21 protein-coding genes are annotated in these 25764 nt (G+C 68.2%); 15 read left to right on the top strand and 6 right to left on the bottom strand.

Going from position 1 to position 25764, the window contains the following annotated elements:
- The first annotated feature begins 3 nt into the window (after window positions 1-3).
- The 9 genes from E0E30_RS09935 (at window position 4) to E0E30_RS09895 (ending at window position 10749) form a co-directional block, all read left to right on the top strand.
- Window positions 4-834 carry an NADH-quinone oxidoreductase subunit J gene (locus tag E0E30_RS09935; RefSeq protein WP_130866137.1) on the top strand — a complete coding sequence of 277 codons (831 nt, stop codon included), beginning with the start codon at window positions 4-6 and terminating at the stop codon, window positions 832-834.
- A complete protein-coding gene (gene nuoK / locus E0E30_RS09930) occupies window positions 831-1130 on the top strand; it encodes an NADH-quinone oxidoreductase subunit NuoK (RefSeq protein ID WP_130866136.1) in 300 nt (99 codons plus the stop codon). Before E0E30_RS09935 ends, nuoK begins: the two co-directional genes overlap by 4 nt.
- A gap of 29 nt (window positions 1131-1159) precedes the next feature.
- Window positions 1160-3049, top strand: coding sequence for an NADH-quinone oxidoreductase subunit L (nuoL, locus tag E0E30_RS09925; RefSeq protein WP_280953278.1), 1890 nt, complete (start codon window positions 1160-1162; stop codon window positions 3047-3049).
- Between the two features lie 13 nt (window positions 3050-3062).
- On the top strand, window positions 3063-4574 hold the full coding sequence (locus E0E30_RS09920; RefSeq protein ID WP_130866135.1) for an NADH-quinone oxidoreductase subunit M: 1512 nt from the start codon (window positions 3063-3065) through the stop codon (window positions 4572-4574).
- 32 nt (window positions 4575-4606) lie between these two features.
- Entirely contained in the window at window positions 4607-6193 is a 1587-nt protein-coding gene (gene nuoN, locus E0E30_RS09915; RefSeq protein ID WP_130866846.1) for an NADH-quinone oxidoreductase subunit NuoN, read from the top strand.
- A 199-nt stretch (window positions 6194-6392) separates the two neighbouring features.
- Window positions 6393-7367, top strand: coding sequence for a polyprenyl synthetase family protein (locus E0E30_RS09910; protein WP_130866134.1), 975 nt, complete (start codon window positions 6393-6395; stop codon window positions 7365-7367).
- 21 nt (window positions 7368-7388) lie between these two features.
- A complete protein-coding gene (gene cobF, locus E0E30_RS09905; protein ID WP_130866133.1) occupies window positions 7389-8165 on the top strand; it encodes a precorrin-6A synthase (deacetylating) in 777 nt (258 codons plus the stop codon).
- Between the two features lie 95 nt (window positions 8166-8260).
- Window positions 8261-9127, top strand: coding sequence for an HpcH/HpaI aldolase/citrate lyase family protein (locus E0E30_RS09900; RefSeq protein ID WP_280953277.1), 867 nt, complete (start codon window positions 8261-8263; stop codon window positions 9125-9127).
- 353 nt (window positions 9128-9480) lie between these two features.
- Window positions 9481-10749: an IS256 family transposase gene (locus E0E30_RS09895; protein WP_130866132.1), complete on the top strand. Its 1269-nt coding sequence runs from the start codon at window positions 9481-9483 to the stop codon at window positions 10747-10749.
- 1186 nt (window positions 10750-11935) lie between these two features.
- Here E0E30_RS09895 and E0E30_RS09890 read toward each other — a convergent pair.
- Window positions 11936-13153 (bottom strand): integrase catalytic domain-containing protein, encoded by a 1218-nt coding sequence (locus tag E0E30_RS09890; protein ID WP_130866131.1) that lies wholly within the window; start codon window positions 13151-13153, stop codon window positions 11936-11938.
- A 182-nt stretch (window positions 13154-13335) separates the two neighbouring features.
- On the opposite strand from E0E30_RS09890, the gene E0E30_RS09885 reads away from it, so the two are divergent.
- From E0E30_RS09885 to E0E30_RS09870, 4 genes are all read left to right on the top strand, one after another.
- Window positions 13336-13785 (top strand): hypothetical protein, encoded by a 450-nt coding sequence (locus tag E0E30_RS09885; RefSeq protein ID WP_130866130.1) that lies wholly within the window; start codon window positions 13336-13338, stop codon window positions 13783-13785.
- 29 nt (window positions 13786-13814) lie between these two features.
- Window positions 13815-15410, top strand: a complete 1596-nt coding sequence (locus E0E30_RS09880; protein WP_210115814.1) for a hypothetical protein — start codon at window positions 13815-13817, stop codon at window positions 15408-15410.
- Between the two features lie 11 nt (window positions 15411-15421).
- Entirely contained in the window at window positions 15422-16018 is a 597-nt protein-coding gene (locus tag E0E30_RS09875; RefSeq protein WP_130866844.1) for an ABC transporter ATP-binding protein, read from the top strand.
- 182 nt (window positions 16019-16200) lie between these two features.
- Window positions 16201-17250 carry an ABC transporter permease gene (locus tag E0E30_RS09870; protein ID WP_130866128.1) on the top strand — a complete coding sequence of 350 codons (1050 nt, stop codon included), beginning with the start codon at window positions 16201-16203 and terminating at the stop codon, window positions 17248-17250.
- 27 nt (window positions 17251-17277) lie between these two features.
- Here the strand turns inward: E0E30_RS09870 and E0E30_RS09865 are convergent, their stop codons facing one another.
- The 5 genes from E0E30_RS09865 to E0E30_RS09845 form a co-directional block, all read right to left on the bottom strand.
- Complete coding sequence (locus E0E30_RS09865; protein WP_130866127.1) at window positions 17278-17709, bottom strand: MFS transporter; 432 nt, start codon at window positions 17707-17709, stop codon at window positions 17278-17280.
- Between the two features lie 9 nt (window positions 17710-17718).
- Entirely contained in the window at window positions 17719-19026 is a 1308-nt protein-coding gene (locus tag E0E30_RS09860; protein WP_130866126.1) for an ISL3 family transposase, read from the bottom strand.
- 379 nt (window positions 19027-19405) lie between these two features.
- A complete protein-coding gene (locus tag E0E30_RS09855; RefSeq protein ID WP_130866125.1) occupies window positions 19406-21403 on the bottom strand; it encodes a M13 family metallopeptidase in 1998 nt (665 codons plus the stop codon).
- A gap of 100 nt (window positions 21404-21503) precedes the next feature.
- Window positions 21504-22598 carry a 2-oxoacid:ferredoxin oxidoreductase subunit beta gene (locus tag E0E30_RS09850; protein ID WP_130866124.1) on the bottom strand — a complete coding sequence of 365 codons (1095 nt, stop codon included), beginning with the start codon at window positions 22596-22598 and terminating at the stop codon, window positions 21504-21506.
- Window positions 22598-24493, bottom strand: a complete 1896-nt coding sequence (locus E0E30_RS09845) for a 2-oxoacid:acceptor oxidoreductase subunit alpha (RefSeq protein ID WP_245306564.1) — start codon at window positions 24491-24493, stop codon at window positions 22598-22600. Before E0E30_RS09845 ends, E0E30_RS09850 begins: the two co-directional genes overlap by 1 nt.
- A 166-nt stretch (window positions 24494-24659) precedes the next feature.
- On the opposite strand from E0E30_RS09845, the gene E0E30_RS09840 reads away from it, so the two are divergent.
- Complete coding sequence (locus E0E30_RS09840; RefSeq protein ID WP_130866122.1) at window positions 24660-25088, top strand: NADH-quinone oxidoreductase subunit B family protein; 429 nt, start codon at window positions 24660-24662, stop codon at window positions 25086-25088.
- The gene (locus E0E30_RS09835) at window positions 25085-25696 is read left to right on the top strand and encodes an NADH-quinone oxidoreductase subunit C (RefSeq protein WP_130866121.1); all 612 of its coding nucleotides are present in this window, start codon (window positions 25085-25087) and stop codon (window positions 25694-25696) included. Before E0E30_RS09840 ends, E0E30_RS09835 begins: the two co-directional genes overlap by 4 nt.
- Window positions 25697-25764 lie beyond the last annotated feature (68 nt).

Raw genomic sequence — 25764 nt, 5'->3', positions numbered from 1 at the left:
CTCATGGTGGCACCTCTGGTCACCGGATCCCAGGTGGCCTTCTGGCTGTTGGCGCCGATCATGGTGCTGGCCGCCCTGGCCATGGTCCTGGCCCGCAAGCCGGTGCACTCGGCCCTGTCCTTGGCCGTCGTCATGGTGTGCCTGGCGGTGCAGTACGCCAGCCTCCAGGCACCGTTCCTCTTCGTCGTGCAGATCATCGTCTACACCGGCGCGATCCTCATGCTCTTCCTCTTCGTCGTCATGCTCGTCGGCGTCGACACCACCGACTCGATCGTCGAGACCCTCAAGGGTCACCGGGTCGCCTCGGTCGTCGCCGCGCTGGGCATCGCGGCGATGCTCATCGTGGCCGTCGGCCACGCGGTGACGGTGGCGAGCATCGGGCAGGACGCCGCGGTCGGGCTCGACAAGGCCAATGCGGCCGGTGGGGACAACGTCCACTCGGTGGCCGAGCTCATCTTCACCCAGTACGTCATCCCCTTCGAGGCGACCTCGGCGCTGCTCATCACCGCGGCCATCGGCACCATGGTCCTGGCCCACGGTGAACGGCTGCGTCGCAAGAAGGGCCAGAAGGAGCGTCTGGCCGACCGCATGGAGGCCTACCTCACCCGCGGTGAGCAGCTCGCCTCCAAGCCCAGCCCCGGCGTCTTCGCCCGGAGCAATGCCATCGGTGCCCCGGCGCTGCTGCCCGACGGCACCCCCGCCCCCGACTCCATCTCGCAGGCCATCCGCTCGCGTGGCGGCATCATCGACGCCGGAGAGCTCAAGGCGCCCACCCAGAGCACCTTCGCCTCCATCGCGAGTGCCCGGCACGAGGTCGAAGGAGAGCTCGAATGAACCCGAACGACTACCTCGTCCTGTCGGCGATCCTCTTCGCCATCGGGATGCTCGGCTTCCTGCTGCGGCGCAACGCGATCGTCGCGCTCATGTCGGTCGAGCTCATGCTCAACGCCGCCAACCTCGTGCTCGTCACCTTCTCGCACGTCCACGGGGCCCTTGACGGCCAGATCGGTGCCTTCTTCGTCATGATCGTGGCCGCCGCCGAGGTGACCATCGGTCTGGCGATCATCGTCACCATCTTCCGATCCCGTCGCACGACCTCGGTCGACGACGCCAACCTGTTGAAGTTCTGAGGGGTGTCGGCGTGTACCTTCTGGAATCCGTGACTCCGGTCCCGGCCGACGGTCTGTTCAGCCTGTCGTGGCTCATGATCGCCGTGCCGCTCGTCGTCGCCGGCCTGCTGCTCGTCCTGGGACGCCGCAGTGACGCCTGGGGCCATCTGCTGGCCACCGTCGCCCCGATGGTGTCCTTCGTCATCGGCCTCGTCCTCTTCCTCGACCTGCTCGGGCGGGACGCCTCCCGTCGGGCGGTGTCGGTGCCGCTGTACTCGTTCATCGACACCGGGTCGTGGGATCTGCGGGTCGGCCTGCTCGTAGACCAGCTGTCGATCCTCTTCGTCCTCCTGGTGACCTTCGTCGGCTCGCTCATCCACGTCTACGCCATCGCCTACATGGCCCACGACACCGACCGCCGTCGTTTCTTCGCCTACCTCAACCTCTTCATCGCCTCGATGTTGACCCTCGTGCTGGCCGACAACTACCTCATCCTCTTCGTCGGTTGGGAGGGCGTGGGCCTGTGCTCCTACCTCCTCATCGGGTTCTGGTTCCAGCGCCCGGCGGCCGCCGCGGCCGGCAACAAGGCGTTCATCATGAACCGCGTCGGCGACCTCGGCCTGACGATGGCGATCTTCACCATGCTGGCCCAGTTCGGCACCGTGAACTTCGCCAAGGTGAGCGCCGCCGCCGGCGGGCTGTCGAGCGGTTGGGCCACCCTGCTGGGCTTCATGCTCCTGCTCGCCGCCTGCGGCAAGTCGGCCCAGGTGCCGCTGCAGGCCTGGCTCATGGACGCCATGGAGGGCCCGACCCCGGTCTCGGCCCTCATCCACGCCGCGACGATGGTCACGGCCGGCGTCTACCTCGTCGTGAGGTCGCACGCCATCTACGCGCACACCGCCGCGGCCTCCCTGGCGGTGGCCGTCGTCGGTACGGTGACCCTGCTCACCGGTGCCTGGATCGGTTCGGCCCACAAGGACATCAAGCGTGTCCTGGCCGGCTCGACGATGTCGCAGATCGGCTACATGATGCTCGCCGCGGGCCTCGGCCCGGCCGGCGCGGCCCTGGCGATCTTCCACCTCATCACCCACGGCGCCTTCAAGGCCAACATGTTCCTCGGCTCCGGCTCGGTCATGCACGGCACCGAGGACGACACCGACATGTACCACTTCGGGGCCCTGGCCCGGGTCATGCCGGTGACCTTCTGGACCTTCGCCTGCGGCTACCTGGCCATCATCGGGTTCCCCGGTGCCTCCGGCTTCTTCTCCAAGGACCCCATCATCGAGGCCGCCTGGGAGAAGGGCTGGGTCTTCGGTCTGCTGGCCCTCATCGGTGCCGGCATCACCGCCTACTACATGACCCGCCTCATGGTCCTCACCTTCCTGGGGTCCAAGCGGTGGCGCGACGACGTCCACCCGCACGAGTCGCCGCTGACGATGACCGTGCCGCTCATCATCCTGGCGATCCTCTCGATCGTCATGGGATTCGCGATGAACGGTTGGATCCTCGGCTGGCTGGCCCCGGCGACCGGAGCCGAGGCCGAGTCCGGTGGGGCCTTCCACTGGAGCCTCATCGGCATCGTCAACCTCGTCGTCGTGGCCCTGGGCATCCTCCTGGGCTGGCTGCTCAACCGTCGGGACGTCCCCGACGAGGAGCCGGCCACGCGCAATCCGTTGGCCTTGGCGTCCCGCAACTACGTGTACGGCGACACCGTCAACGACGTCCTCGTCCTGACCCCGGCACGGGCCACCGGACGCGGCGTCCGGGCCCTCGACAAGGGCGTCCTCGACGGCCTCGTCATGGGCTCGGCCGGGGTGGTCGCCGCCGCCTCCAGCGGCCTGCGCAAGCTCCAGAACGGGTCCGTACGCACCTACGGCCTGACGATGGTCTACGGGGCCATCCTCGTGGGCCTCGTCCTGATCCTCGGCCGGATGGCCTGAGGGAGGAGATGAGATGAGTTTCCCGATCCTCTCGATCCTGGCCCTGCTGCCGATCATCGGTGGCGCCGTGGTCATCGCCCTCAAGGGCCGTGCCGGACGCACCCTGGGCCTGGCGATCTCGGTCGTCACCCTCGTCCTGGGCATCATCGCCTTCGTCATGGCCGCCACCGGCACGAACCTCTCCGAGACGCATCACTGGATCCGCGCCATCGGAGCCTGGTACGCGCTGAGCTCCGACGGTCTGTCGATGACCCTCGTCCTGCTCACCGTCATCCTCGTGCCGGTGGTCCTGCTCGCCGAGTGGAACGTCGGCGAGGGCACCCTGGGCGATGGCACCGCCCCGTGGTCGACGAACGCCTTCTTCGGTCTGGCGCTCATGACCGAGGGCCTGGCGATCTACTGCTTCACCTCGGTCGACGTCCTCCTGTTCTACCTCTTCTTCGAGGCCAGCCTGCTGCCGATGTACTTCCTCATCGGCGGGTGGGGCGGACCCCGTCGTCGGGCCGCGGCCATGAAGTTCCTCCTGTACTCCCTGGCCGGCGGGCTCGTCATGCTCTTCGCGGTCATCGGGGTCGGGGTCCACGGCGGGACCTTCCTCCTGTCCGACCTGGCGAAGGTGTCCTTCGACGGAGCCATCGGCAAGTACCTCTTCGTCGGCTTCTTCATCGCCTTCGCGGTCAAGGCCCCGATGGTGCCGGTGCACACCTGGCTGCCGGACGCCGCCGAACAGGCCAACCCCGGGGCCTCGACCCTGCTGGTGGGCCTGCTCGACAAGATCGGCACCCTGGGGATGCTCCGGCTGTGCCTGGGGCTCTTCCCGCAGGCCTCCCACTGGGCGACGCCGTTCGTCCTCGTCCTGGCCATCATCTCGGTCCTGTGGGGTGCCGCCATGGCGGCCACGTCACGTGATCTCATGAGGCTCGTCTCGTACACCTCGGTGAGCCACTTCGGCTTCATGGTCATGGGGATCTTCGCGGTGACGACGACGTCGATCACCGGATCGGTCTTCTACATGTTCAACCACGGGTTCTCCACCGCGGCCCTCTTCCTCGTCCTCGGCTTCCTTGTGCGGCGGCGCGGTTCGGCCGACGTGCGCGACTTCGGTGGCGTCCAGAGGACGGCCCCGGTGCTCGCCGGGCTGTTCCTCTTCGCCGGCCTGGCGACGATGTCCCTGCCGGGCCTGTCGAACTTCGTCGGTGAGTTCATGGTCCTGGCCGGGTCGTGGTCGCGTCATCCGGTGTACGTCGCCGTGTCGACCCTCGGCATGGTGCTGGCCGCCGTCTACGTCCTGCTCGCCTACAAGCGGACGATGACCGGGCCGGTCACCGAGGCCACCGCCGAGCACGTCAACCGCGACCTCGACGGTCTGGAGAAGGCGGCCCTGGCGCCGTTGGTCCTGCTGCTCCTGGTCTTCGGTTTCTTCCCGCGGCCCATGCTGCACGTCATCGAACCGGTCGCCCAGCAGACCATGTCGGCCATCGGCATGACTGATCCGGCCCCGGTCGTCAAGGAGGGTGTCAAGTGATCTCCCAGTCCGCGATCCTCGGCCTGACCGCCATGCAGATCGTTCCCCTGGACATCCAGGCGCCCCACATCGAGTGGTCGGCGCTCATGCCGCTGTTCCTCGTCGTCGGGGGAGCCGCGATCGAGACCCTCGTCGAGGCCTTCGTGCCCCGCGCCTCCCGCCGTCCGGTGCAGCTCGGCCTCACGACGATCGTCCTGCTCGCCGCGCTCGGCTCGGTGCTCACCGGGTGGACGCACGCCGGCTACAAGCTGGCCGGCGTGGGCTCCCTGGCCCTCGACGCCCCGACCTACGCGACGTGGCTGCTGCTCCTGGTGTTCTCGCTGGGGACGGTCGCCCTCTTCGCCGAGCGGATGGGTGGGGTGCAGACCTCCTTCGTGGCCAGCGCCTCCACCGTCCCCGGCTCGCCGCTGGAGCAGGAAGCCGTCGAGGCCCACCAGGAGCACACCGAGGTGTACCCGCTGCTGCTCTTCAGCATCTTCGGCATGATGGCCTTCGCGGCCAGCAACGACCTCGTCATGATGTTCGTCGCCCTCGAGATCTTCTCCCTGCCGCTCTACCTCCTGTGTGGCATGGCGCGACGTCGCCGTATGGTCTCCCAGGAGTCGGCGCTCAAGTACTTCCTCCTGGGCGCCCTGTCCTCGGCGATCTTCCTCTACGGCATCGCGCTGCTCTACGGGGCCTCCGGCTCGTTCCAGCTCGGAGCCATCGCGCAGGCCGTCATGGGCGTGGCCGGGGGGTCCAGGCTCCTGGCCGCCGGCATGATCCTCGTGGCGGTCGGGCTGCTCTTCAAGGTCGGTGCGGTGCCCTTCCACAACTGGACCCCCGACGTCTACACCGGTGCCCCGTCGCCGGTGACGGCGTTCATGATGATCGCCACGAAGATGGTGGCCCTCGTCGGCCTCATGCGCGTCCTCTACGTCGCCCTGGGCGGCATGAGGTGGGACTGGCAGATCATCCTGGCGGTCGTCGCGGTGGCCAGCATGGCCGTCGGGTCGATCGTCGGCCTGGCCCAGTCCGACATGAAGCGTCTGCTGGCGTACTCGTCCATCGCCCACGCCGGGTTCATCCTCGTCGGCGTCGTCGGCGCCTTCACCGTGCAGACCGGCATGACCGCCGGCCAGACCGGGTCGGTGTCCTCGGTGCTCGTCTACCTGGCCGGGTACGGTCTGGCGACGATCGGGTTCTTCGTCATCGTCCTCATGGTGCGCAAGGCCGGCGGCGAGTCGACCGAGATCGCCTCGTGGGCCGGTCTGGGTCGTTCCCACCCGGCTCTGGGTGCGCTCGTCGTCCTCTTCATGCTGAGCTTCGCCGGCATCCCGCTCACGGCCGGGTTCACCGGCAAGCTCGTCGTCTTCCTGGCAGGGTGGCGGGGCGGCTTCGCCTGGCTCGTCCTGCTCGGCGTCATCTTCTCGCTGGTGGCGGCGTTCTTCTACCTGCGGGTCATCGTCGTCGTCTTCTTCCGTGCTCCCGGTGAGCAGGCCGAGGACGTCGAGGTGGGCAGTCCGAGCACCGTCGGCTGGATCGTCCTGGTCGTCTGCGCCCTGGGCACCCTGGCCCTGGGCCTGTTCCCGCAGCCGATCATCGACATGTTCAACCACGCGGCCACCTTCCTGAGGTGAGGCCGATCCGGTGAGCGCTGGGGGTCGGGGCCGGTGGCCCCGACCCCCTCGTCCGTTCCCGGGCCCGTCCCGAGGGTCGCTGGCCTCGGGTGGGCAGGTCCCGATGCCAGGCACTAAGGTGGGACCGTGGTGCCCACCGGCGCCGCGCTCGTCCTGACCATCCGTTCGGTCGCCCGGCGGCCCGACGGCAAGGAGTACCGTGTCGCAGAACGTGAGTAGCGAGTTCACCGACGACGTCGCCGCCAAACTCGCCCTGGTCGAGGACGAGTTGTCCCGCCAGGCCGGCGCCGACACCCCCTTCGTCACCGAGGTCGCCAACCACATCATCTCCGCCGGTGGCAAGCGCTTCCGCCCGCTCCTGGTCGTCCTGTGCTCCCGGTTCGGGGGGCCGGTCGACGACGCCGACCTCGTGCGGGCGGCCGTCGTCATGGAGCTCACCCACGTCGCCTCGCTCTACCACGACGACGTCATGGACGAGGCGTCGATGCGACGGGGGGCCGAGTCGGCCAACCTGCGCTGGGGCAACTCGGTGGCCATCATGGTCGGCGACTTCCTCTTCGCCCGCGCCTCCGAGGTCGTCGCCGAACTGGGCACCGACTACGTGCGCCTCCAGGCCCGCACCTTCGCCCGACTCGTCCAGGGACAGATCGCCGAGACCCGCGGACCGCAGGACGGGCAGGACCCGTTGGCCCACTACCTGTCGGTCGTCGCCGACAAGACAGGCTCCCTCATCGCCGCGGCGGCCGTCTTCGGCGGCATGGTCTCGGGGGCCGACGCCACCGTGCTGGAGACCCTGGGCCGCTTCGGCGAGGAGATCGGGCAGGTTTTCCAGCTCTCCGACGACATCATCGACGTCACTTCGACCCGCACCGGCAAGACCCCCGGCACCGACCTGCGCGAGGGCGTCCCCACGCTGCCGACCCTCATGCTGCGCGCCTCGACGGACCCCGCCGATGCCGAGCTCCAGGGGCTGCTCGACGCCGACCTGTCCGACGACGCCACCTTGGCCCGGGCCTTGGCGGGGCTGCGGTCCAACCACGTCATCGAGGAGGCCCGGGCCGAGATCCAGCGACGCGCCGACCGGGCCCGGTCCCTCCTGTCGACCCTGCCGGACGGAGAGTCCCGCCGGGCCCTCGAGGCCCTGTGCGACGAGGTCGTCACCCGCTCGTCCTGAGCGTCGGGGCAGGACAGCGTCATGACCAGACACCTCGACCTCATCGGGATCGGCCCGGGCAACCCTGAGTGGATCACCCTCGCGGCCGTCCACGCCATCGAGCGCCTCGACGTCCTCTTCGTCGTCCTCAAGGAGCACGACGTCGACGACCTCGTCGAGTTCCGCCGCGAGATCCTGCGTCGGCACCGGCCGGACGCCGCGGGGCTGCGGATCGTCGAGCTGCAGGACTCGCCCCGCCCCTGGCGGTCGACCCCGGACTACCCGCGGGCCGTCGCCACGTGGCGTGCCCAGCGCCTCGAGCAGTGGAGCCGGGCGGTCGGTGAGGCCCTGGCCGACGGTCAGCGTGGCGGGTTCCTCGTCTGGGGAGACCCGGGACTGTTCGAGTCGACTCTGGCCATCGTCACATCGCTCATCGAGCAGGTCGACGAGGCCGGTGAGGTGCCGATCGAACTCGAGGTCATCCCGGGGATCAGCTCCTCGCTGTCCCTGGCCTCGCGGTTCCGGATCCCGATCAACCGTCAGGGAAGGGCCGTCCAGATCAGCCCGGCCCGACTGCTCGAGGGCGGCATGCCGGTCGGTGTCGACGACGTCCTCGTCATGCTCGACGGCAAGCAGACCTTCAGCCTCATCGACCCGACCGGGATCGACATCTACTGGGCGGCCTACATCGGCACTCCCGACGAGATCCTCCGGTCCGGGCCCTTGGAGGAGGTCCGTGACGAGATCCTCGCCACCCGGGCCACCGCCCTGGCCGAGCACGGCTGGGTCTTCGACACGTACCTGTTGCGGCGTCGCTGAGGGCTCGGCGGCCAGTCCCGTCGCGGCGTGCAGGCTCTGCCGACCATCGACACCGTCGGGCGTCCTCGACGACCGCCCTGCGGCACAATGGGTCCATGGATCCTGTGCTGCGTCCTCGTCGTTCCGTCCTCTTCATGCCCGGCGCCAATGCCCGCGCCCTCGAGAAGGCCCGCACCCTGGCGTGCGACGCCATCATCATCGACCTGGAGGACGCCGTGGCCCCCGAGGCCAAGCCGGAGGCCAGGGCCGCCGCCGCCAGGGCCGTCGCCGAGCACCCCTACGGTCGCCGTGAGGTGGTCATCCGGGTCAACGGCATGGACACCCCGTGGTACGCCGACGATCTGGCGGCGGCCGTCGCCGCTGGCCCGGACGCCATCGCCGTGCCCAAGGTCGACTCGGCCGAGCAGGTGCGACGCATCGTCGCCGACATGGAGGCCGCCGGTGCCGGCCCACAGCTGGCCCTGTGGGCGATGATCGAGACGCCGCGGGCCGTGCTGTCCGCCCTGGCGATCGCCGAGGCCTCGCCACGCCTGCAGGTGCTCGTCATGGGTACCAACGACCTCGTCAAGGAGCTCCACACCAGGCACGTCCCCGGCAGGGCCCCGCTGGCCACGGCCCTGCAGACCTGCGTCCTGGCCGCCCGTGCCGCCGACAAGGTCATCCTCGACGGGGTCTACAACGACGTGCGTGACCCCATCGGCTTCACCAAGCAGGCCCGCGAGGCCGGGCTGCTCGGGTTCGACGGCAAGACCCTCGTCCATCCCTCGCAGATCGGCCCGGCCAACGAGGTCTTCACCCCCGGCGATGACGAGATCGACGACGCCCGCGGCCTCATCGAGGCCTGGCAGGCCGGCAATGGCGGGGTGGCGACGTACCGCGGTCGGATGATCGAGCAGCTCCACGTCGAGGAAGCCGAGCGCATCCTCGCCCTGGCCGAGGCGGCAGGCCAGCCCCTCGACTGAGCTCACGGCTCCGACCGCTGTGCGTTTGGGCCGTGTCCCACCCTGCTGGGTCCCCTCGGAGCTCGAAGTGCTCCGACCTCCGTGCGTGTGGGCCATGTAGTCACGGCCCACACGCACACGGGTTGCTCGGGGCCGGCGGGGAGCGACAGGATCGGCAGGAAGCCCCGCCGTGGACAGGGCCTGGTCCGTGATGCCGAAGCCATCGTTGTGGCCAGTCCGCCCGGACCTGTCGCACTCGGGTGCGTCTCTTAGTGTGGTGTCACTTCCTGCGGGTCCCTCGTCGGCGTTGACGTAGAGGGGTCATCGTGGGAGGACCTGTTGTTTCCGGCAAGAAGCAAAGAAGTGATCTCACGATGACCCACAACCAGTCTGCCCTGTCCGCGCTGATTCAGGAAGTCCTGACCGATCCCGACCTCGCTCATTCGGACGTGTTCCGACGGATGCTGCAGGCGGGGCTGCAGGACCTGATCAACGCCGAGGCGACCGCGAGGATCGGCGCGGCCCCGCACGAGCGCACCCCGGAGCGCACGACCCGCCGCAACGGGACGCGCTCCAAGACGCTGGCCACTCCAGCCGGCGAGGTGGACCTTGCGATCCCCAAGCTGAGGGAGGGGTCGTTCTTCCCGTCCCTACTGTCCCCACGCAGGAGGGTCGACAAGGCCCTGTACGCCGTGATCGCCACTGCCTGGATCGACGGCGTGTCCACCCGCAAGGTCGACCAGCTGGTGCGCGCCCTGGGCAACGACACCGGCATCTTCCGCTCCACGGTCTCGCGGATCTGCACCGAGATCGACGAGACCGTCGCGCAGTTCCTGACCCGACCCCTGGACCACACCTGGTTCCCCTACCTGTTCCTGGACGCCACCTACCTCGACGTCAGGGTGCGGGGCCGCGTCGTCTCCCAGGCCCTGGTGGTCGCCACCGGCGTCTCCGGTCAGGGGCGCCGCGAGATCCTCGGGATCAGCCTGGGGGACGCCGAGACCACCGACTTCTGGACAAGCTTCCTGCGCTCCCTGCGCGAGCGGGGCCTGAAGGTCGCCTCTCCGGCGGACCCCGCTGGGGTCGCGATGGTCACCAGCGACTCCCACGCCGGCCTGAAGGCCGCGGTCAAGGCGATCCTGCCGGGAGCGGCCTGGCAGCGGTGCCGTGTGCACTTCTCGCGCAACGTCACCCAGCGCCTGGGGTCGGCGCGCTCCAAGCCCGTGAACGCGCTGATCTCCACAATCTTCGCCCAGACCACGCCCGAGGCCGTCACCGCCCAGTACCAAGCGGTCACCGACTCCCTGACCGGCTCCTTCCCCGAGATCGCCCACATGCTCGCCGACGCCGAGGCCGACCTGACGGCCTTCGCGGCCCTGCCCAGGGAGCACTGGCAGAAGATCTGGTCCAACAACCCCATCGAGCGGCTCAACCGCGAGATCAAGCGCCGCGCAGACGTCGTCCAGATCTTCCCCGACCGCCAGTCCGTCACCCGCCTCATCGGAGCCGTCCTGATCGAACAGCACGAGGAATGGCAGTACGGCGAACGCCGCTACTTCTCCGACACCTCCATGCGCAAACTCATCCACACCCTCACCGACCACCACGACGCCACCAGACCCCAACTTCACCTCACCGCCTGACCCCCACCCAGCAGACGAAGTGACACCACTCAAAGGGACTTGACNCGCTACTTCTCCGACACCTCCATGCGCAAACTCATCCACACCCTCACCGACCACCACGACGCCACCAGACCCCAACTTCACCTCACCGCCTGACCCCCACCCAGCAGACGAAGTGACACCACTCAAAGGGACTTGACCTCGCACTCTGCTCCGGAAACGACCGGTCGGCTTGGCCTCCTCGGCACTCTGCTCCGGAAACGACCTGGTGCTCCCGCGTCCTGGCACTCTGCTCCGGAAACGACCTGGTGCTCCCGCGTCCTGGCACTCTGCTCCGGAAACGACCACCTTTTCTCGCCTTGTCGTCACCTTGCGCCAGAATCTGCACTCTGCGCCGTGTATTTCAGAAGCAAGGTGCATTTTCTGGCGCTTGGTGGGTTCGGGGGGACGGTGGAGTGGTGGTTCTCGGAGCAAGGTGCAGGTTCCGGAGCACAGTCGGTCCCGGACGTCGCCAGTGTGCAGGGTCGGGAGCAAGGTGGGTCCCGGATGTCGCCAGTGCGCAGGGTCGGGAGCAAAGTGGGTCTCCGATGCCATGAACCTGCCAGTTCCGGAGCGGGGCGCGTGCCGGACCACACCGAGGTGCAGGCTCCGGAGCGGGTAACGACGCACCCGGTGCGGATCTCGGTGGCGTGCACGCTGCGACAGAACTCGCCCGTCACCGGCCGCAATGGGCGAGGGCGTCGACGTCGACGAAGCCGGGTATGGCCTCGACCTGGTCACCGGCTCGCCGCATCCTGGTCGAGGTCCCCGGGTCCGGTGGTCGTGTGCCGTGGATCGGGTCACCGGCCGGACGGGGCCAGGTAGCGGTCGAACCGGCCGTTGCCCGGCCCCAGGGGTAATGCATCCCGGCGCTGGCATGGTCCCGGTCCCAGCCCGTGACCTCGGCCAGATGGCCCAGGACCCAGCCGTCGAGCTTCGCCGACGCCGCGTGGTCCCCGCGACACGTGCATCCATCTACACCCCCCTACGTCCGTACCCCCGATCGTCGTCGCTCCCACCCCTTCGCGGGGAAAAGCATGTGAGGCACGGGCCCCCACCACGCGGGGACCTTACGTGAGTCTCGTCGGGGAGCGTCTTGCCTCATGTCAAGATGTCCGGATGAGCGCAGCGCTTGCCTCAACTGAAATGTCCGGATGGAGATGAGTCAGGCGGCGGGTTGGTCGGTCTGGGTGCGACGTTCGGCTAGGCGGATGAGCTGGTTCTGGATGTCGGTGATCCGCCGGGCCAGATCGGCGGGGTTGAGCCTGTCGTGCTCGGCTGCCAGGCGGGCCCGTGTGGCGGGGTCCAGGACACGGGAGTCGACCAGCCGCTGGTAAGGGGTCTTGGGCTTGTCGTAGACCCGCTTCTTGCGCCCCGCGGAGGTGGTGGTCCAGCCGATGGCCTTGACGCAGGGTAGTAGGTGGTTCTTGCGGGCCATCACCGGGGGCCACAATTGGTTGAGCAGCTGAAGCTCGGTTGCGGTCTCGTAGCGGTATCTGAAGGCGTGGCGGCGGACCCAGTCGCCGTTGCGCTGCTCGACGTGGGCGTTGTCGTTCTTCTTGTAGGGCCGCGAGCGGGACATCGCGATGTCGTGGCCCTTCGCCCAGTCGATGAGGCCCCAGTTGATGAACTCCGACCCGTTGTCGACGTGGACCTCCGCCACGGGCACGGGCATCTGGTCGACGATCCGGTCCATGCCGGCCCCGATGTGGACGAATGCCTTGTTCTTGACCGTGGTCAGGACCGTGTAGCCGGAGACGGGCAGGGTGGCCGACAAGGTCCACAGGAATTCCCCGACCAGGGTGTGGCCGCAGTGGGCCACGGTGTCGACCTCTACCAGCCCGGGATCGGTGATCGGCCCGTCCAGGCTGGTGCGCAGGGGCACCGCGGCACGCAGGATGTGAGGGGCGGGTCGGGTGGCCGACAGGCCGGCGGCCGGGGAGGCGGCGTCCTTGAAGGGTTTCAGGTATCTGTCGATGGTGGCCGCCGACATGGAGCGCAGTTCGGTCAGCACCGCGGGGGTGGCCCGGCGGGTGACTTTCCCGAACTCCTTGAAGCGTTCCAGCCTGTTCAGGGTGTCGTCCATCACGGGGGCCAGGTACTTCCCGGAGGGCTGACCCGTCACGCTCCACACGTGCTGGAGGACCTTCACGGCGTCGTAGGAGTACTTGCGGGGCCGGGGCCGGCGCTTCTGCTGGGACGCGGCACCTTTCCGCGTCAGGGCTGCCCGGATCGCGCGGCGGGCGTGGTCACGGGTCCAGCCTGTGGTGGCGGTCAGGGAGTCCAGCAGCACCGACTTGTCCTTCTTCGATGCGGCCCGGTACTGGTGGGCGTACTTCTTGGTGATCTCACGGCGTGCGGCCATCGACAGCTCCCGATCCATGGCCCGGGCCTACACCGTCAGTACGCGGACATCCTCATCTGAGGCACGTGCTGCCGCATCCGGACCTTTTACGTGAGTCTCGTCGGGGAGTTGACACTGCCACTGGGGCGATATAACGTCCTCCCGGGCGGAGGCGCAAAGGTTGCGCCAGCGGTCCCGTCACCTGCTCTCAAGGAGGAGCCATGTGGAAGCGGTCATGTGGTGCCATCGCCGTTGCTGGGTCTGTCGCACTCTCCATGCTGGGCGCGTCTCAAGCATGGGCATGGTCAAGTTCTAGTACGGCTCGTTTTGACAATGGTGGAACATTGACTGCCAATATCTGGGTGAGCAGCGAGTTCAACATGGGTTCGTGCAACGACTTCAAGTCGAGCGCGGTGAGTTCGATCAAACCGACGTGGATCAAAGATGCCGTGGATATACATGCCACTGGCTTCAACGTCGCACTCCACGGTGCAGGTGCTACTTTCAGTGGCGCTAATGGCCATGCAACCGTGACCAATAATCGCGGACAAACCGGCGCATATCTTTCAGGTCGTGTGTGCGCCGGCCTGACTGCGATCTCTGTCCGGTACACAGCAACGGCGAGTGCGCTGGCATACGGAAATATTCGAATCGCATCGGCGTCGGTCTGATGGTGCGATTCAGAGGTGCACCGAGCAGGGTGATCGTGATCGCCTTGCTCGGTGCTCTCGCCGCGGTGCAAGGGTGTTCCACTCCTGGTGCGAAGCCCGGTTATGAAAAAGCTCGTCATGCCGCAGGATTGAGCCTTGGAAGATATGTCAGCGGCGCGAACCACCTCTATTATGAACCGAATGATGCAGCCCAGGCCCGAGCCACGGCAACCGACACACTTTACATCCGTCGAGCGCTCACCAAGCTTGATGATTCAAAGCTGCCCCCCGTGGATTTGTCGGCGCTGCGATCGTCACTTCCTGCTGGTGACGTCGGCCAATCAATTGATGCGACCAGAGCGTCCGCGCAATATTTCATCGTCGCGGATGGCTTTGAAACCATCCGTGGGATGCCGGAGAGTGCAAATCGCATTGGCCTCGAGTTGAACATTCGTGAGGCATTTATGCAGTCTGGTGCGGTACATGCCAATGACGCGGCGAGTGTTCGGCAGGATCTGACTCGCGCGAGCATGATGGAAATAGCGTGTGCGAGCCCGTATCTGACGTGGAGATATGCCAGCCAAGGGATTTCCTTGCGTTGTTCCGGCGGGTCCGGAAGTGCGAAAGATGTGGATCGCGACGATTCGCCGACTGAACAGTTGATGGATGTTCAAGGGGAGATTCATCTGAAACGAGCCATCAATGACAGTGAACGGCTCGTGGTGGCTTCTTGGTGTGACCAGGTCCAAGACAAGGGAGTGGAGAGCCTTGATTCGCTGACGATGTACACGCTTGTTGATGCGCTCGTGTCTGGAGATCTGGGTCAACAGGACTGCGTTCACCGCCTCAAGGAGGCCGCCTCGGCGAGGCTGGATTCTGCGTCCGGGCTGGGGTACCCACCGCATACTATTCTTGGAACCATTTCCGCGACCTACGATGTGTTTCGCGTCGTCGAGGACGACGGAGCCCCGCCAGCAGGGCCGGATCGTGACGCGATGGCGGCGGAGGCCAAGGCCGAACTTGATGACGACCTTCGCGCAGGCGCCCACGGATCAGATGACCAGAGTCAGGTCGGAGCGCTCATGGCCGCCACGGTGCTGAATCGGCTCGGACGATTGACGGACGCGCAACGCACGAGCGTCGACCACATGACGTCGGTGTCTGGAAAGGTTGTCACCGCGTCATTGGCTCCGCTCCTCCTTCCGATTGCAGTTCTGCGGCAGCACATGAACCTGTCGACCCGAGGACTCGCCATCGCGCCGTGGAGGGTCGTGGTCACGGACTTCTCGGTGCCGCATGACGATGCCTATTGGGCGATGTTCGCCCTCGCGCACAGCGATGTCCTGGACAATGGCGACGTCTTGGCCAAGTGGTCGTGGGCGGCAATCTCCGATGGGTATATCAGGAAGGCGAGTTCCTACACCGGACCGACCGAGACACTCCTGGTGGCGCTTCAGGCGAGTAATGTTGCCTCGAACCTGCCGGCGGGCGTCACCTCGAAGGTCCTCGACACGTTGTCGCGTCGTGAGGGGTGCCCGTCGCCGGCGATGGCACCGGCGCTCATGCGCAATGGAACGCCGGGTGCCTCGGTGTGCACCATCCATGCCGCAGCTCAGCTCAGACTTGCAGGGGGATTTCCATGGTGACGGATTCGGCGATCCTCGTGTCGTGGCGAGGGCTGAAGAAGGTGTTTTCCAAGCCGCACTGTGTGGTGACCTGCCAGGACGCGGAGGTGCAGGCGGGACAGGTGTACCGATTGGCGGGGCCATCTGGCTCCGGGAAATCGACGATGCTCGCCATCATCGGCGGTCTTCTACCGGCGACCGACGGCGCCGTCACCTGGTCGAAGGAGGCGTCCCGGACCACTGGGCGGCGAGAGCTCGCCTTCGTCTTCCAGGATCCGTGCCTGACCCCGTATCTGACGGTGTGGGAGAACGCGACGATGTTCTCTCGTGACGGTGACGTGGCCGCGTCGCTCCTGGAAACATGCGGGTTGGCCGGGCGTATGTCCCAGTGCGCCGGCACCTTGTCGGGAGGACAGCAGCGCCGAGTCGCCGTGGTGCGGGCCCTTGCGTCACGGCCTCAGGTGCTCTTCGCCGATGAGCCGACGTCTCAGCTCGACGAGGAGAATGCGCGGCTGGTGACCGAGTTGTTGGCCCGGCACGTCGAGGATGGCGGGGCATTGCTCATGGCCACGCATGAATCCGTGGATCTTCCCCATGTGAAAGTCGATGTCGAGGCGGTGGCGTCATGACGACTGGTGTGGTGCGCAGTGCGTGGATCAGCCTGTGGCGCTCCAGCGTGCCGCGGTTCCGGACGTTTCTCGTCGTCATTGCCGTTTTCGGCGGGCTGGCACTCACCGTGCAGGCCGTCGTCGTCAGCCACATCAGTGAGTCCCTCGCCCGCGTGGACCACGGAACCCGCCTCAACTATCTGGTGGTCGACGCCGCCGGAAAGGGCACGCGCTCGACATTGAACGCCGAAGCCATCGCCGAGATCAAGGGTATTCGGACTGTCAGGTCCGTCGTGGGTTGGAGTCAGGCAGGGCTGCTTCCTGAGGGGGCGGCTGCCAGTCGGCTGCCAGATGTCGTCTGGGCCACATCGCAGATCCATGCCGTCGACCCGCCCATCGTGAAGTTCCAAGGGTCGGTACGTCCGTTGCGGCCCGGCGAGATCCTCCTTCCGTCCGTCGGAGCCAACGGAAAGTCACTGCTCGACCTCGTCGGTCAGCACGTGACGTTCACATACCAACGACGGGTCAAGGCCGACAACGTCGACGGTGTGCCGGTCACGCTGACCGTCGTGGGCGCCTTCGACGCGACCGCGCCCAACAATGACGGGCCCCAGGTGGCTTATGTGGCGCACAGCGATGCTGAGTCGTGGGAGCAGGCAATGGCGGGGGTTGACGCCGCGACCTTCCATCGCGACGGCTATGGGAAGCTCTACGTCGAGGCCACCGGGCGTGACGCGGTCGGCCCGACCCATACGACGTTGGTGTCGATGGGCTTCTCGGTGACCAGTGAAGCGGACGTGGTGAGCTTCGTCGATCCGATCACCGCCAATCTCCAGACGTTGCGCACCGCCCTGGCGGTCGTCGTCGGGATTGCGGCGGCGGTGCTTGGAGCACTCATCGGATCGTCGATGGTGCGCCAGCGCGGGCCCCAGATCGCGGTGGCCAAGGCGTTCGGGCGACGGGCGTCGGTCATCCTCGCCTCGCTGGCTGCGGAGTCCTTGATGATGGGGTTCGTGCTGGCCGTCGGCATGGTGGTCGCAGCAGCGGTGGCGACAGGGGTCCTTGCACTGCTGACCTCCATGGGCGGTGTGCCGGCGATGCTGGCGGTCCGCTCCGTCGACGTGGGCGAGGTCGTGAGCCGCGGCGGGTGGTTGCCGGTCATCGTCATGGTCGGGCTGGTGCTCGGGTCCCTGCCGGGGGCCCTCAAGGCCGTGTGGTCGAACCGGCCGTACGACCTGCTTCGCTCCCGGTGAGGCTGCGCGTGAGCCCCCGGGCCCGTGTCAGGGATGCGGTGCGCCGATCAGCGGGCCCTCCGGTGCCGGTGCGGACGTGCCGCCCGCGCGTCGCTCCATGAGCAGCACGACGCACGCCAGGGCGCATGCAGCGGCGGACGCAAGATAGAGGACGCGGAACGAGACGAAGGCGATGGCCAACGAACCTGCCGTGACGGCGACGGCGCCGGGGACGAGGGTCATGGCGTTGGAGGCAGCCTGAACTCGACCGATGACGTTTTCGGGAGTGAGCCTCTGAATGGCATATCCGGAGGCAATATCGAGCACGGTCATGGCGATTCCGCCGATGCCAATGCACATGGCCACCGCCAACACGTTGGGTACCAAGGCACAGATGGCGACGAGGGCGACGCCGGCCCCAGCCATACCGGCGGCGACGAGGCTCGAGGGGCGGGCGCGTTTGAGGAGACGCCCGGCCAAAGGGGCTCTTCAGGATCCAGGGTGTAGTCGGGGTCTGAATCCTCCGGTCTCCAGGAGTGATCTGGTGATGTAGTGGGTGAGGTTGCGGAATCCCAGGGCGATGCCGCGGAGGTGTTCGAGTCTGCCGTTGATGGCTTCACTGGGCCCGTTCGAGGTCCCGGGGTGGTCGAAGTAGGCCAGGATGTCGTCGGCCCGCTTCTTCAGGGTGTGGCCCAGAGTGGTGACTTCGGGCAGGGCCTTCGGGACTTTGGTGGCGATCGCGTCGATGAGGTGGGCCATGATGCGTCTGCCCTCGGCACGGTTCTCGGCGCGGTAGGCGGCCACGATCTCCTGGTAGACCGCCCAGGTGACCTGGACCGGGGCGTGGGCGTCGGCGGCGAACACCTGTTCCAGGCGGGCGGCCTGCCGGTCGGTGAGCAGGTCCCGGCCCGTGTGCAGGGTCAGCCTGACCCCGAACAGGGGGTCGCCCGCCCGGCCCCGATGGCCCGTGGTGTCCTGCTGGACGCGTTGGCGGGTGACATCGAGCTGGTCGCCGGCGAGCTGCACGACGTGAAACGGATCCACGACCTCGACCGCGGCCGGGAGTTCTTCGGCGGCTGCGGTCTTGAAGCCGGTGAACCCGTCCATCGCCACGATCTGGATGCGGTCGCGCCAGGCCTGGTCGCGGCCGGCCAGCCAGGTCTTGAACACCTTCTTGGAACGTCCCGCCACCATGTCGAGCAGCCGGGAGGCCCCGGTGCCGTCGCGTCTCGGTGTCAGGTCGATGATCACGGTGACGTACTTGTCACCACGGCTGGTGTGGCGCCACACGTGCTCGTCGACCCCGATGACCTCCACGCCCTCGAAGCGGTGCGGGTCGTCGATGAGCCGGCGGGTGCCCTCGGCCAGCACCGCATCGTTGGCGGTGGTCCAGTCCACCCCCAGACCAGCGGCGATACGGGAGACCGGCAGGTGATCGAGCACCAGGCCCTCCAGTGCCCAGGCCAGCCCTCCCCGCGACAGTTTCGCCCTGGCCTGGGCGGCCTGGTCGGTGTTCTGGCGCCACACGTGTCCGCAGCCGGTGCACCGGTACCGGCGCACCCGGATCTGAAGGATCGTGGGCCGGTGGCCCATCGGGGTATGGGCCAGCCGGCGGATCACCGTGTCACGAGGGACCCCCTGGCATCCGCACCAGTGGCACCAGTCGTCGGGGGCGACGACCCGGCAGGCCAGGACCGTCTCCTCGTCACTGATCAGCTGGCCGGTGACCTCCAGACCGAGTTCGTCGAGACGGGCGAATGTGGTCAGGTCGGGGGCGCCGAAGGTAGCGTGGTTCATGGAGGACCTTGCGATTCACGAGGACGGGACTTAAGACACTCCGATCCTCGCGCAGGGTCCTCCCCCCACGCACCCCGGCCCCACAGGCCAACTACAGCAGACTCTCACACAGTCAAGTCACAACTACACCCTGGATCCTGAAGAGCCGGTAAAGCTTGATGGAGCAGCTCATTCCTGGCACGACCATTCTGGAAAAGGTGAAATATGGATCGATGATTCCTGCGCGTCGCGGAGGAATCCACGTAGGTGCGGTGTGACGTCGACTCGTGAATCGACCTCACACCGGTCGAAAGGCTTCTAATCGTGTGCGACCTGCGCGCCACTGGCCGGTCCGCGCCGCCACCGCCGAGTCCGAACCGTCACCGATGCCGAGCCACCGTCACCAGATGCTCACCCGCTGGGCGGGATCAAGCCAGAGCCCGTCGCCCTCGACGACCCCGAAGGCCTCGTGGAAGGCGTCGACATTGCGGACGATCTGGTTGGCCCGGAACTCCGCGGGGGAGTGCGGGTCGGTGGCGATCCCGGTGCGCATCGCCTCGTCACGCTCCTTCTCGCGCCAGATCCGGGCGTAGGACAGGAAGAACCGCTGCTGCCAGGTGAACCCGTCGATCGGCTCGGGGCCCGACTCGGGCACCGAGGGATCCGCGGCCAGGGCGATCCGGAGGGCCTTGAAGGAGATCCCCACCCCACCGAGGTCACCGATGTTCTCGCCGATCGTCAGGGCCCCGTTGACGTGCGGCCCGTCGGGCTGGAGCTGCAGCGGGACGAGGGCGTCGTACTGGCCGATGAGCGCCTTGGTGCGCTCCTCGAAGGCGGCCCGGTCCGCCTCGGTCCACCAGTCGCGCAGCCTGCCCTGCCCGTCACAGGTCGAGCCCTGGTCGTCGAAGCCGTGGCCGATCTCATGGCCGATGACCGCACCGATGCCGCCGTAGTTGACCGCGTCGTCCACCTCGACGTCGAAGAACGGTGCCTGGAGGATGGCGGCCGGGAAGACGATCTCGTTGCGCAGCGGGTGGTAGTAGGCATTGACCGTCTGGGGGTACATGAGCCACTCGTCGGGGTCCATGGGGCCCGACAGCTTCTCGATGGTGTGGTCGAGGCCGAACGACGCCACCGCCGACACGGCGTCGACGAGCCCGCCCTCGGGCAGCGTCAGGCCCGAGAAGTCACGCCAGCGGGCCGGGTAGCCGATCTTCGGGCGGAAGGTCGACAGCTTGTCCAGGGCCTCGGCACGGGTGTTCTCGCCCATCCAGTCGAGGGTCTGGATCGACCTGCGGTAGGCCTCCAGCAGGGTGGCGACGAGGGCGTCCATCCGCTCCTTGGCCGCCGGTGGGAAGTGCCGCGCCACGTAGAGCTTGCCCAGGGCCTCGCCCATGGCGGCCTCGACGAAGCCGACGGCCCGCTTCCACCGCGCCTTGAGGGTCGGGGTGCCGTTGAGCACCTTGCCGTGGAAGTCGAAGTTCGTCTTGACGAAGTCCTGGGACAGGAACGGGGCCAGCGAGGAGACGACGTGCCAGCGGGCCCACGACTTCCACTGCTCGATCCGCTCGTCGACGACCATGGCCTCGACCTCGTTGAAGAAGGACGGCTGGTTGTCGATGACGGTCGCCAGGACCGACTCCGGGATGCCCGCCCCCTGCCGCCACAGGTCCAAGTGCAGGCCCGGGTGGGCGGCGGCCAGGTCGTCGAAGGCCTTGGGGTTGAACGATGCCTTCATGTCGCGGCAGCGAACCCGGTCCCAGTGGTGCGAGGCGATCTCGGTCTCCAGGTCCATGACGGCGCGCGCCTGCGTGGCTGGCTCGGCCAGCCCGGCCAACTCGAACATCCGGGTGACATGGGCCAGGTAGGCCTCGCGCACCGGCGCCTTGTCGTCCTCACGGTAGTAGGCCTCGTCAGGCAGCCCCAGACCGGCCTGGCCGGTCCACGGCACGTAGCGGGTGGGGTCGGCCGGGTCGGACTCGCTCTCGAGGTAGAACAGCCCGCCGATGCCCTGGCGATGCTCCTGGCCCAGGACGGTCATGAGCTGGGACGTTGTCGTCACCGCGTCGATGCGGGCCAGCAGCGGGGACAGGGGAGCGGCACCCGCGGCCTCGACGGCGTCGACGTCCATGAAGCGGCGGTACAGCTCGGCCATGACCTGCACCTCGTGCTCGGTGGCCTCCGGTGCGGCGGAGAGCAGGTCGGCCGCGTCACGGCCCAGTTCCTCGAGGATCTCGTGGACGGCGGCCTCCGAGGCGTCCCGCAGCTGCCGGAAGGAACCGGTGGAGGCTTGGTCGTCCGGGATAGTCGCCGTCGCCGCCCACCGGCCGTTGACGTGTCGGAAGAGGTCGTCGGCGGGGCGGACGGAGGGGTCGAGGTCGTCGAAGAGCGCTGTCATGGAGCCACCCTAGCGGGCCCCCGACGACTCGTGAGTCGGCTCGACCGGCCCCTGCCGCGGCGCGCAAGCCGACCGCCGGCAGCGCCCCGTCGCCTCCGACTCAGTCGTGGACCTCCCAGGTGTCGTTGCCGAGCAGCAGCTGCTGGAGGGCCTCGTCACGCTCCGCCTGCGAGGTCCGCTCCCCGGCCGCCAGGCGCAGCTGGTCGCGGACCATGTCGTCGTAGGTCGGCCGGTCGACGCTGCGCAGGACGCCCAGCGGGATCTGCTGGATCTGCCCCGAGTCGTGCAGATGGGCCAGCTCGAAGGCCAGCGACGGGTCCTCCCGGGTCGCGTCGTGGACGACGACGTGGTCGATGCCGACCTGGGCCACCTCGGCCACACCGAGGCTGCCCGAGACCGGGTCGCGGACGACGCCCCTGGACCGGTCGGTGCCCAGGAGGATGGGCTGGCCGTCGACGAGCCGGACGATGTTCTCGGCCGCCTCGGGCCCCTTGTACCCGTCGAAGGCGCCGTCGTTGAAGATCGGGCAGTTCTGGTAGATCTCGACGAACGACGTCCCGCGGTGGAAGGCGGCCGCCCGCAGCACCTCGTCGAGCCCCTTGCGGTCGGAGTCGAGGGCCCGGGCGACGAACCCGCAGCCGGCCCCCAGGGCCACCGACAGCGGATTGAAGGGGTAGTCGACCGACCCCATGGGCGACGACTTGGTCACCTTGCCGGCCTCGGAGGTCGGCGAGTACTGGCCCTTCGTCAACCCGTAGATCTGGTTGTTGAACAGGAGGATCGTGAGGTTGACGTTGCGCCTCATGGCGTGGATGAGGTGGTTGCCGCCGATCGACAGGGCGTCCCCGTCGCCGGTCATGACGAAGACCGCCAGATCGGGCCGGGCGATGGCCAGCCCGGTGGCGATGGCCGGGGCCCGCCCGTGGATGGTGTGCATGCCGTAGGCGTTCATGTAGTACGGGAATCGCGAGGAACAGCCGATTCCCGAGATGACGACGGCGTTCTCCCGCTTGATGCCCAGCTCGGGCAGGACTCCCTGGAAGGTCGAGAGGATCGAGTAGTCGCCGCATCCGGGGCACCACCGGACCTCCTGGTCCGAGGCGAAGTCGCGCCTCCTGAGGGTGACGTCGGTGAGCGGCACCTGGGCCAGGCCCGAGGCGGTCAGATCGGCGGAGGGGACGGTGATCGAGGACATCAGGCCTCCTTGGTGTCGGCGACCTCGACGCAGTGCCCGGTGAGCACCTCGCACAGGTCGACGGGGGAGATCGGCAGGCCGCGCACCCGGCTCACCGAGGTGACGTCGACGAGGTACCGGGCTCGCAGCAGCAGGGCGAGCTGGCCGGTGTTCATCTCGGGGACGACGACCTTGCGGTAGCGGTGCAGGACCTCGCCGAGGTTGGCGGGGAAGGGGTTGAGGTGGCGCAGGTGGGCCTGGGCGACGTCGTGCCCGGCGGCGCGCACCCGGCGGGCCGCGGCGGTGATGGGACCGTACGAGGACCCCCAGCCCAGGACGAGGACGTCGGCCCTGCCACTGGGATCGTCGACCTCAAGGTCGGGGATGTCGCGGACGATGCCGGCGATCTTGCGGGCCCGCAGGCCGACCATGAGTTCATGGTTGGCCGGGTCGTAGGAGATCGACCCGAGCTCGTTGGCCTTCTCGAGGCCGCCCAGGCGGTGCTCCAGGCCGGGGGTGCCGGGCAGCGCCAGGTCGCGGGCCAGGGTCTGCGGGTTGCGCTTGTACGGCAGGAACCGGTCGCTCCCGTCGGCCGCCTTGGCGTTGGGGGCGGTGGCGAAGTGCGGGTCGACGCGGGGGATCGACGCCAGGTCGGGCACCTTCCACGGCTCGGCGCCGTTGCCCAGGTACCCGTCCGACAACATGATGACCGGGGTGCGGTACTTCACCGCCAGGACGCACGCCTCCATGGCGGTGGTGAAGCAGTCCGACGGCGACTTCGCGGCCAGGACGACGACCGGTGACTCCCCGTTGCGCCCGAACATGGCCTGGAGCAGGTCGGCCTGCTCGGTCTTCGTCGGCATGCCGGTGGAGGGGCCGGCACGCTGGACGTCGACGACGACGAGCGGCAGTTCGGTCATGACGGCCAGGCCGATGGCCTCGGACTTGAGACTCATGCCGGGGCCGGAGGTCGTCGTCACACCGAGGGCACCACCGAAGGAGGCGCCGATCGCCGCGGACACCCCGGCGATCTCGTCCTCGGCCTGGAAGGTGACGACGCCGTGGGCCTTGCGTTTGCTCAGCTCGTGGAGGATGTCGGAGGCCGGGGTGATGGGGTAGGAGCCGAGGAAGAGCTGCAGGCCCACCCGGTTGGCACCGGTGATGAGTCCGTAGGCGGTGGCGAGGTTGCCGGTGACCTGACGGTAGGTGCCGGCGGGCATGGGGGCCGGGGCCACCTCGTAGCGCACCGCGAAGAGCCCGCACGTCTCGCCGTAGGCGGCACCGGCGTGCAGGGCGGCGATGTTGGCGTCGCGGATGTCGGGCTTGGCGGCGAACTTCGAGGCGAGGAACGACTCGCTGGGCTCCAGCGGACGGCCGTAGAGCCAGCTCAGCAGACCCAGGGCGAACATGTTCTTGGCCCGCTCGGAGTTCTTGCGGCCCAGGTCGAAGCCCTCGACGGCTCCGACGGCCAAGCTGGTGAGCTTGAGTTCGACGACCTGGAAGGAGTCGAGGGTGCCGTCGGTGAGGGGGTTGTCGTCGAAGTTCGCCTTGCGCAGGTTCTTGGGGGTGAACTGCTCGACGTCGACGAGGATGAGCCCACCGCGTCGCACGTCCTTGATGTTGGCCGCCAGGGCGGCCGGGTTCATGGCGACGAGGACGTCCGGCTGGTCGCCGGGGGTCGCGATGTCGTAGTTGGCGAAGTGCACCTGGAAGCTCGAGACGCCCGGGATGGTGCCCTGGGGTGCGCGGATCTCGGCCGGGAAGTTCGGCAGGGTGGAGATGTCGTTGCCGTGACGGGCCGACTCGGCGGTGAACCGGTCGCCGGTGAGCTGCATCCCGTCACCGGAGTCGCCGGCGAAGCGGATGACGACGCGGTCGAGGGTCTGGACGCTCTGTGGTGCCGTGGTGGAGGGCACGGGGACCTCTTTTCTGTCTGCGACGCCGGGGTCCGGCCCCGGGGGCGACGCCCGTACGGGCGGCCCTCCGTGAGACCTCGACTCGGCCTTCGAGCCTAGCATTCGGGTACGACGATCCTCACCGGTGCAGGTGTCGGGGCCCGTGCCCGATCGGTAGTCTTGCCGGGTGCACTTCATCGACTGGTTCGGGGACGGGTCCGTCGCCGTCGTCGACCTCGCCCTGGCGTGCTGCGGGGTGGAGTCGGGGGCTGCGGCCTGGACGCCCGATCCGGCGTCGCGACGCCGTCCCGTCCGGCCGGTCGAGGAGTTGGCGGACGGCGCCCGGGTGGTCCTTGTCGTCTCCGGCACCGTGGCCGGGGCGCTCGCCGGTCGGGTCCGTGCCGCGGTCGAGTCGTGGCGGGCCCGCGGGTCGGTGCACGTCGTCGCCTTCGGGGCCTGCGCCTGCGCCGGCGGACCCTACTGGGACTCGCTCCCGGTCGTCGACGGGGTGACCCGGCTGGGGATCGACGTCGATGCGTGGATACCAGGCTGCCCGCCCACCCCCGAGGCACTCCGGGCCCATCTCGACACGGTGCGCGCGGGGGTGGCCGCATGAGCACCGACGCCGCCCGACGCGACGAGGTCCGTCACGTCACGGCCGAGACCTGGCGGCAGGAGGTCGCCCGGGCCCTGGCCGACGGGTTCACCTGGCTCGACGCCCTCGTCGGTGTCGACGCCATCGGCGCGGCCCACGGACCTGCCGGCGACGACGCTGCCGACGACCCCCTCCCCACGATCGAGGTGCACCTCCGGCTGGAGGACCGACAGGGTGCCGGGCGGCGTCTCGTCACTGCCGTCGCTCGCGAGAACCCGGTCCTGCCGGGCCTGTCCGACCTCATCGCGGGCCTGGCCTGGTGGCAGCGTGAGGTCCACGACGAGTTCGGCGTCCGTTTCGAGGGCGACGACCTGTCCCCGCTCCTCATCCACCCCGGCACGACGCCGCCCCACCCGCTGCGCAAGGACGTCGTCCTGGCCGAGCGGGCTGGCACCCCCTGGCCCGGCACGGACGACACCGAGCCGGCACGACGTCGGAGCCTGCCGGCGGGCGTACCGGACCCGGAGCTGTGGCGGCGCATCGTCTCCGGACAGGACGTGGCAGCAGACGAGGTCGTCGAGTCCCTCGGTCTGCTGGGCGGACGCCGTGGTCGTGGAGGACGCCGATGAACCCCACGCTCCCGGTCGACCCCGCCCGGGGCGCCAGTCGCGGTGCCCCGGGCGGGGTCGACCGGGAG

Source organism: Acidipropionibacterium timonense (genome assembly GCF_900605005.1).
In the GTDB taxonomy this organism is placed as follows: Bacteria; Actinomycetota; Actinomycetes; order Propionibacteriales; family Propionibacteriaceae; genus Cutibacterium; species Cutibacterium timonense.
Note: the sequence above shows the minus strand (reverse complement) of the source record. Positions and strands in the feature narration are given on the sequence as shown.

What these genes read in the sequence shown, in the direction of transcription:
- E0E30_RS09935 (WP_130866137.1), top strand. Translation starts at nt 4, where the DNA reads ATGGTGGCACCTCTGGTCACCGGATCCCAGGTGGCCTTCTGGCTGTTG.
- nuoK (WP_130866136.1), top strand. Translation starts at nt 831, where the DNA reads ATGAACCCGAACGACTACCTCGTCCTGTCGGCGATCCTCTTCGCCATC.
- E0E30_RS09920 (WP_130866135.1), top strand. Translation starts at nt 3,063, where the DNA reads ATGAGTTTCCCGATCCTCTCGATCCTGGCCCTGCTGCCGATCATCGGT.
- nuoN (WP_130866846.1), top strand. Translation starts at nt 4,607, where the DNA reads ATGCAGATCGTTCCCCTGGACATCCAGGCGCCCCACATCGAGTGGTCG.
- cobF (WP_130866133.1), top strand. Translation starts at nt 7,389, where the DNA reads ATGACCAGACACCTCGACCTCATCGGGATCGGCCCGGGCAACCCTGAG.
- E0E30_RS09900 (WP_280953277.1), top strand. Translation starts at nt 8,261, where the DNA reads ATGGATCCTGTGCTGCGTCCTCGTCGTTCCGTCCTCTTCATGCCCGGC.
- E0E30_RS09895 (WP_130866132.1), top strand. Translation starts at nt 9,481, where the DNA reads ATGACCCACAACCAGTCTGCCCTGTCCGCGCTGATTCAGGAAGTCCTG.
- E0E30_RS09890 (WP_130866131.1), bottom strand. Translation starts at nt 13,153, where the DNA reads ATGGATCGGGAGCTGTCGATGGCCGCACGCCGTGAGATCACCAAGAAG.
- E0E30_RS09885 (WP_130866130.1), top strand. Translation starts at nt 13,336, where the DNA reads ATGTGGAAGCGGTCATGTGGTGCCATCGCCGTTGCTGGGTCTGTCGCA.
- E0E30_RS09860 (WP_130866126.1), bottom strand. Translation starts at nt 19,026, where the DNA reads ATGAACCACGCTACCTTCGGCGCCCCCGACCTGACCACATTCGCCCGT.
- E0E30_RS09855 (WP_130866125.1), bottom strand. Translation starts at nt 21,403, where the DNA reads ATGACAGCGCTCTTCGACGACCTCGACCCCTCCGTCCGCCCCGCCGAC.
- E0E30_RS09850 (WP_130866124.1), bottom strand. Translation starts at nt 22,598, where the DNA reads ATGTCCTCGATCACCGTCCCCTCCGCCGATCTGACCGCCTCGGGCCTG.
- E0E30_RS09835 (WP_130866121.1), top strand. Translation starts at nt 25,085, where the DNA reads ATGAGCACCGACGCCGCCCGACGCGACGAGGTCCGTCACGTCACGGCC.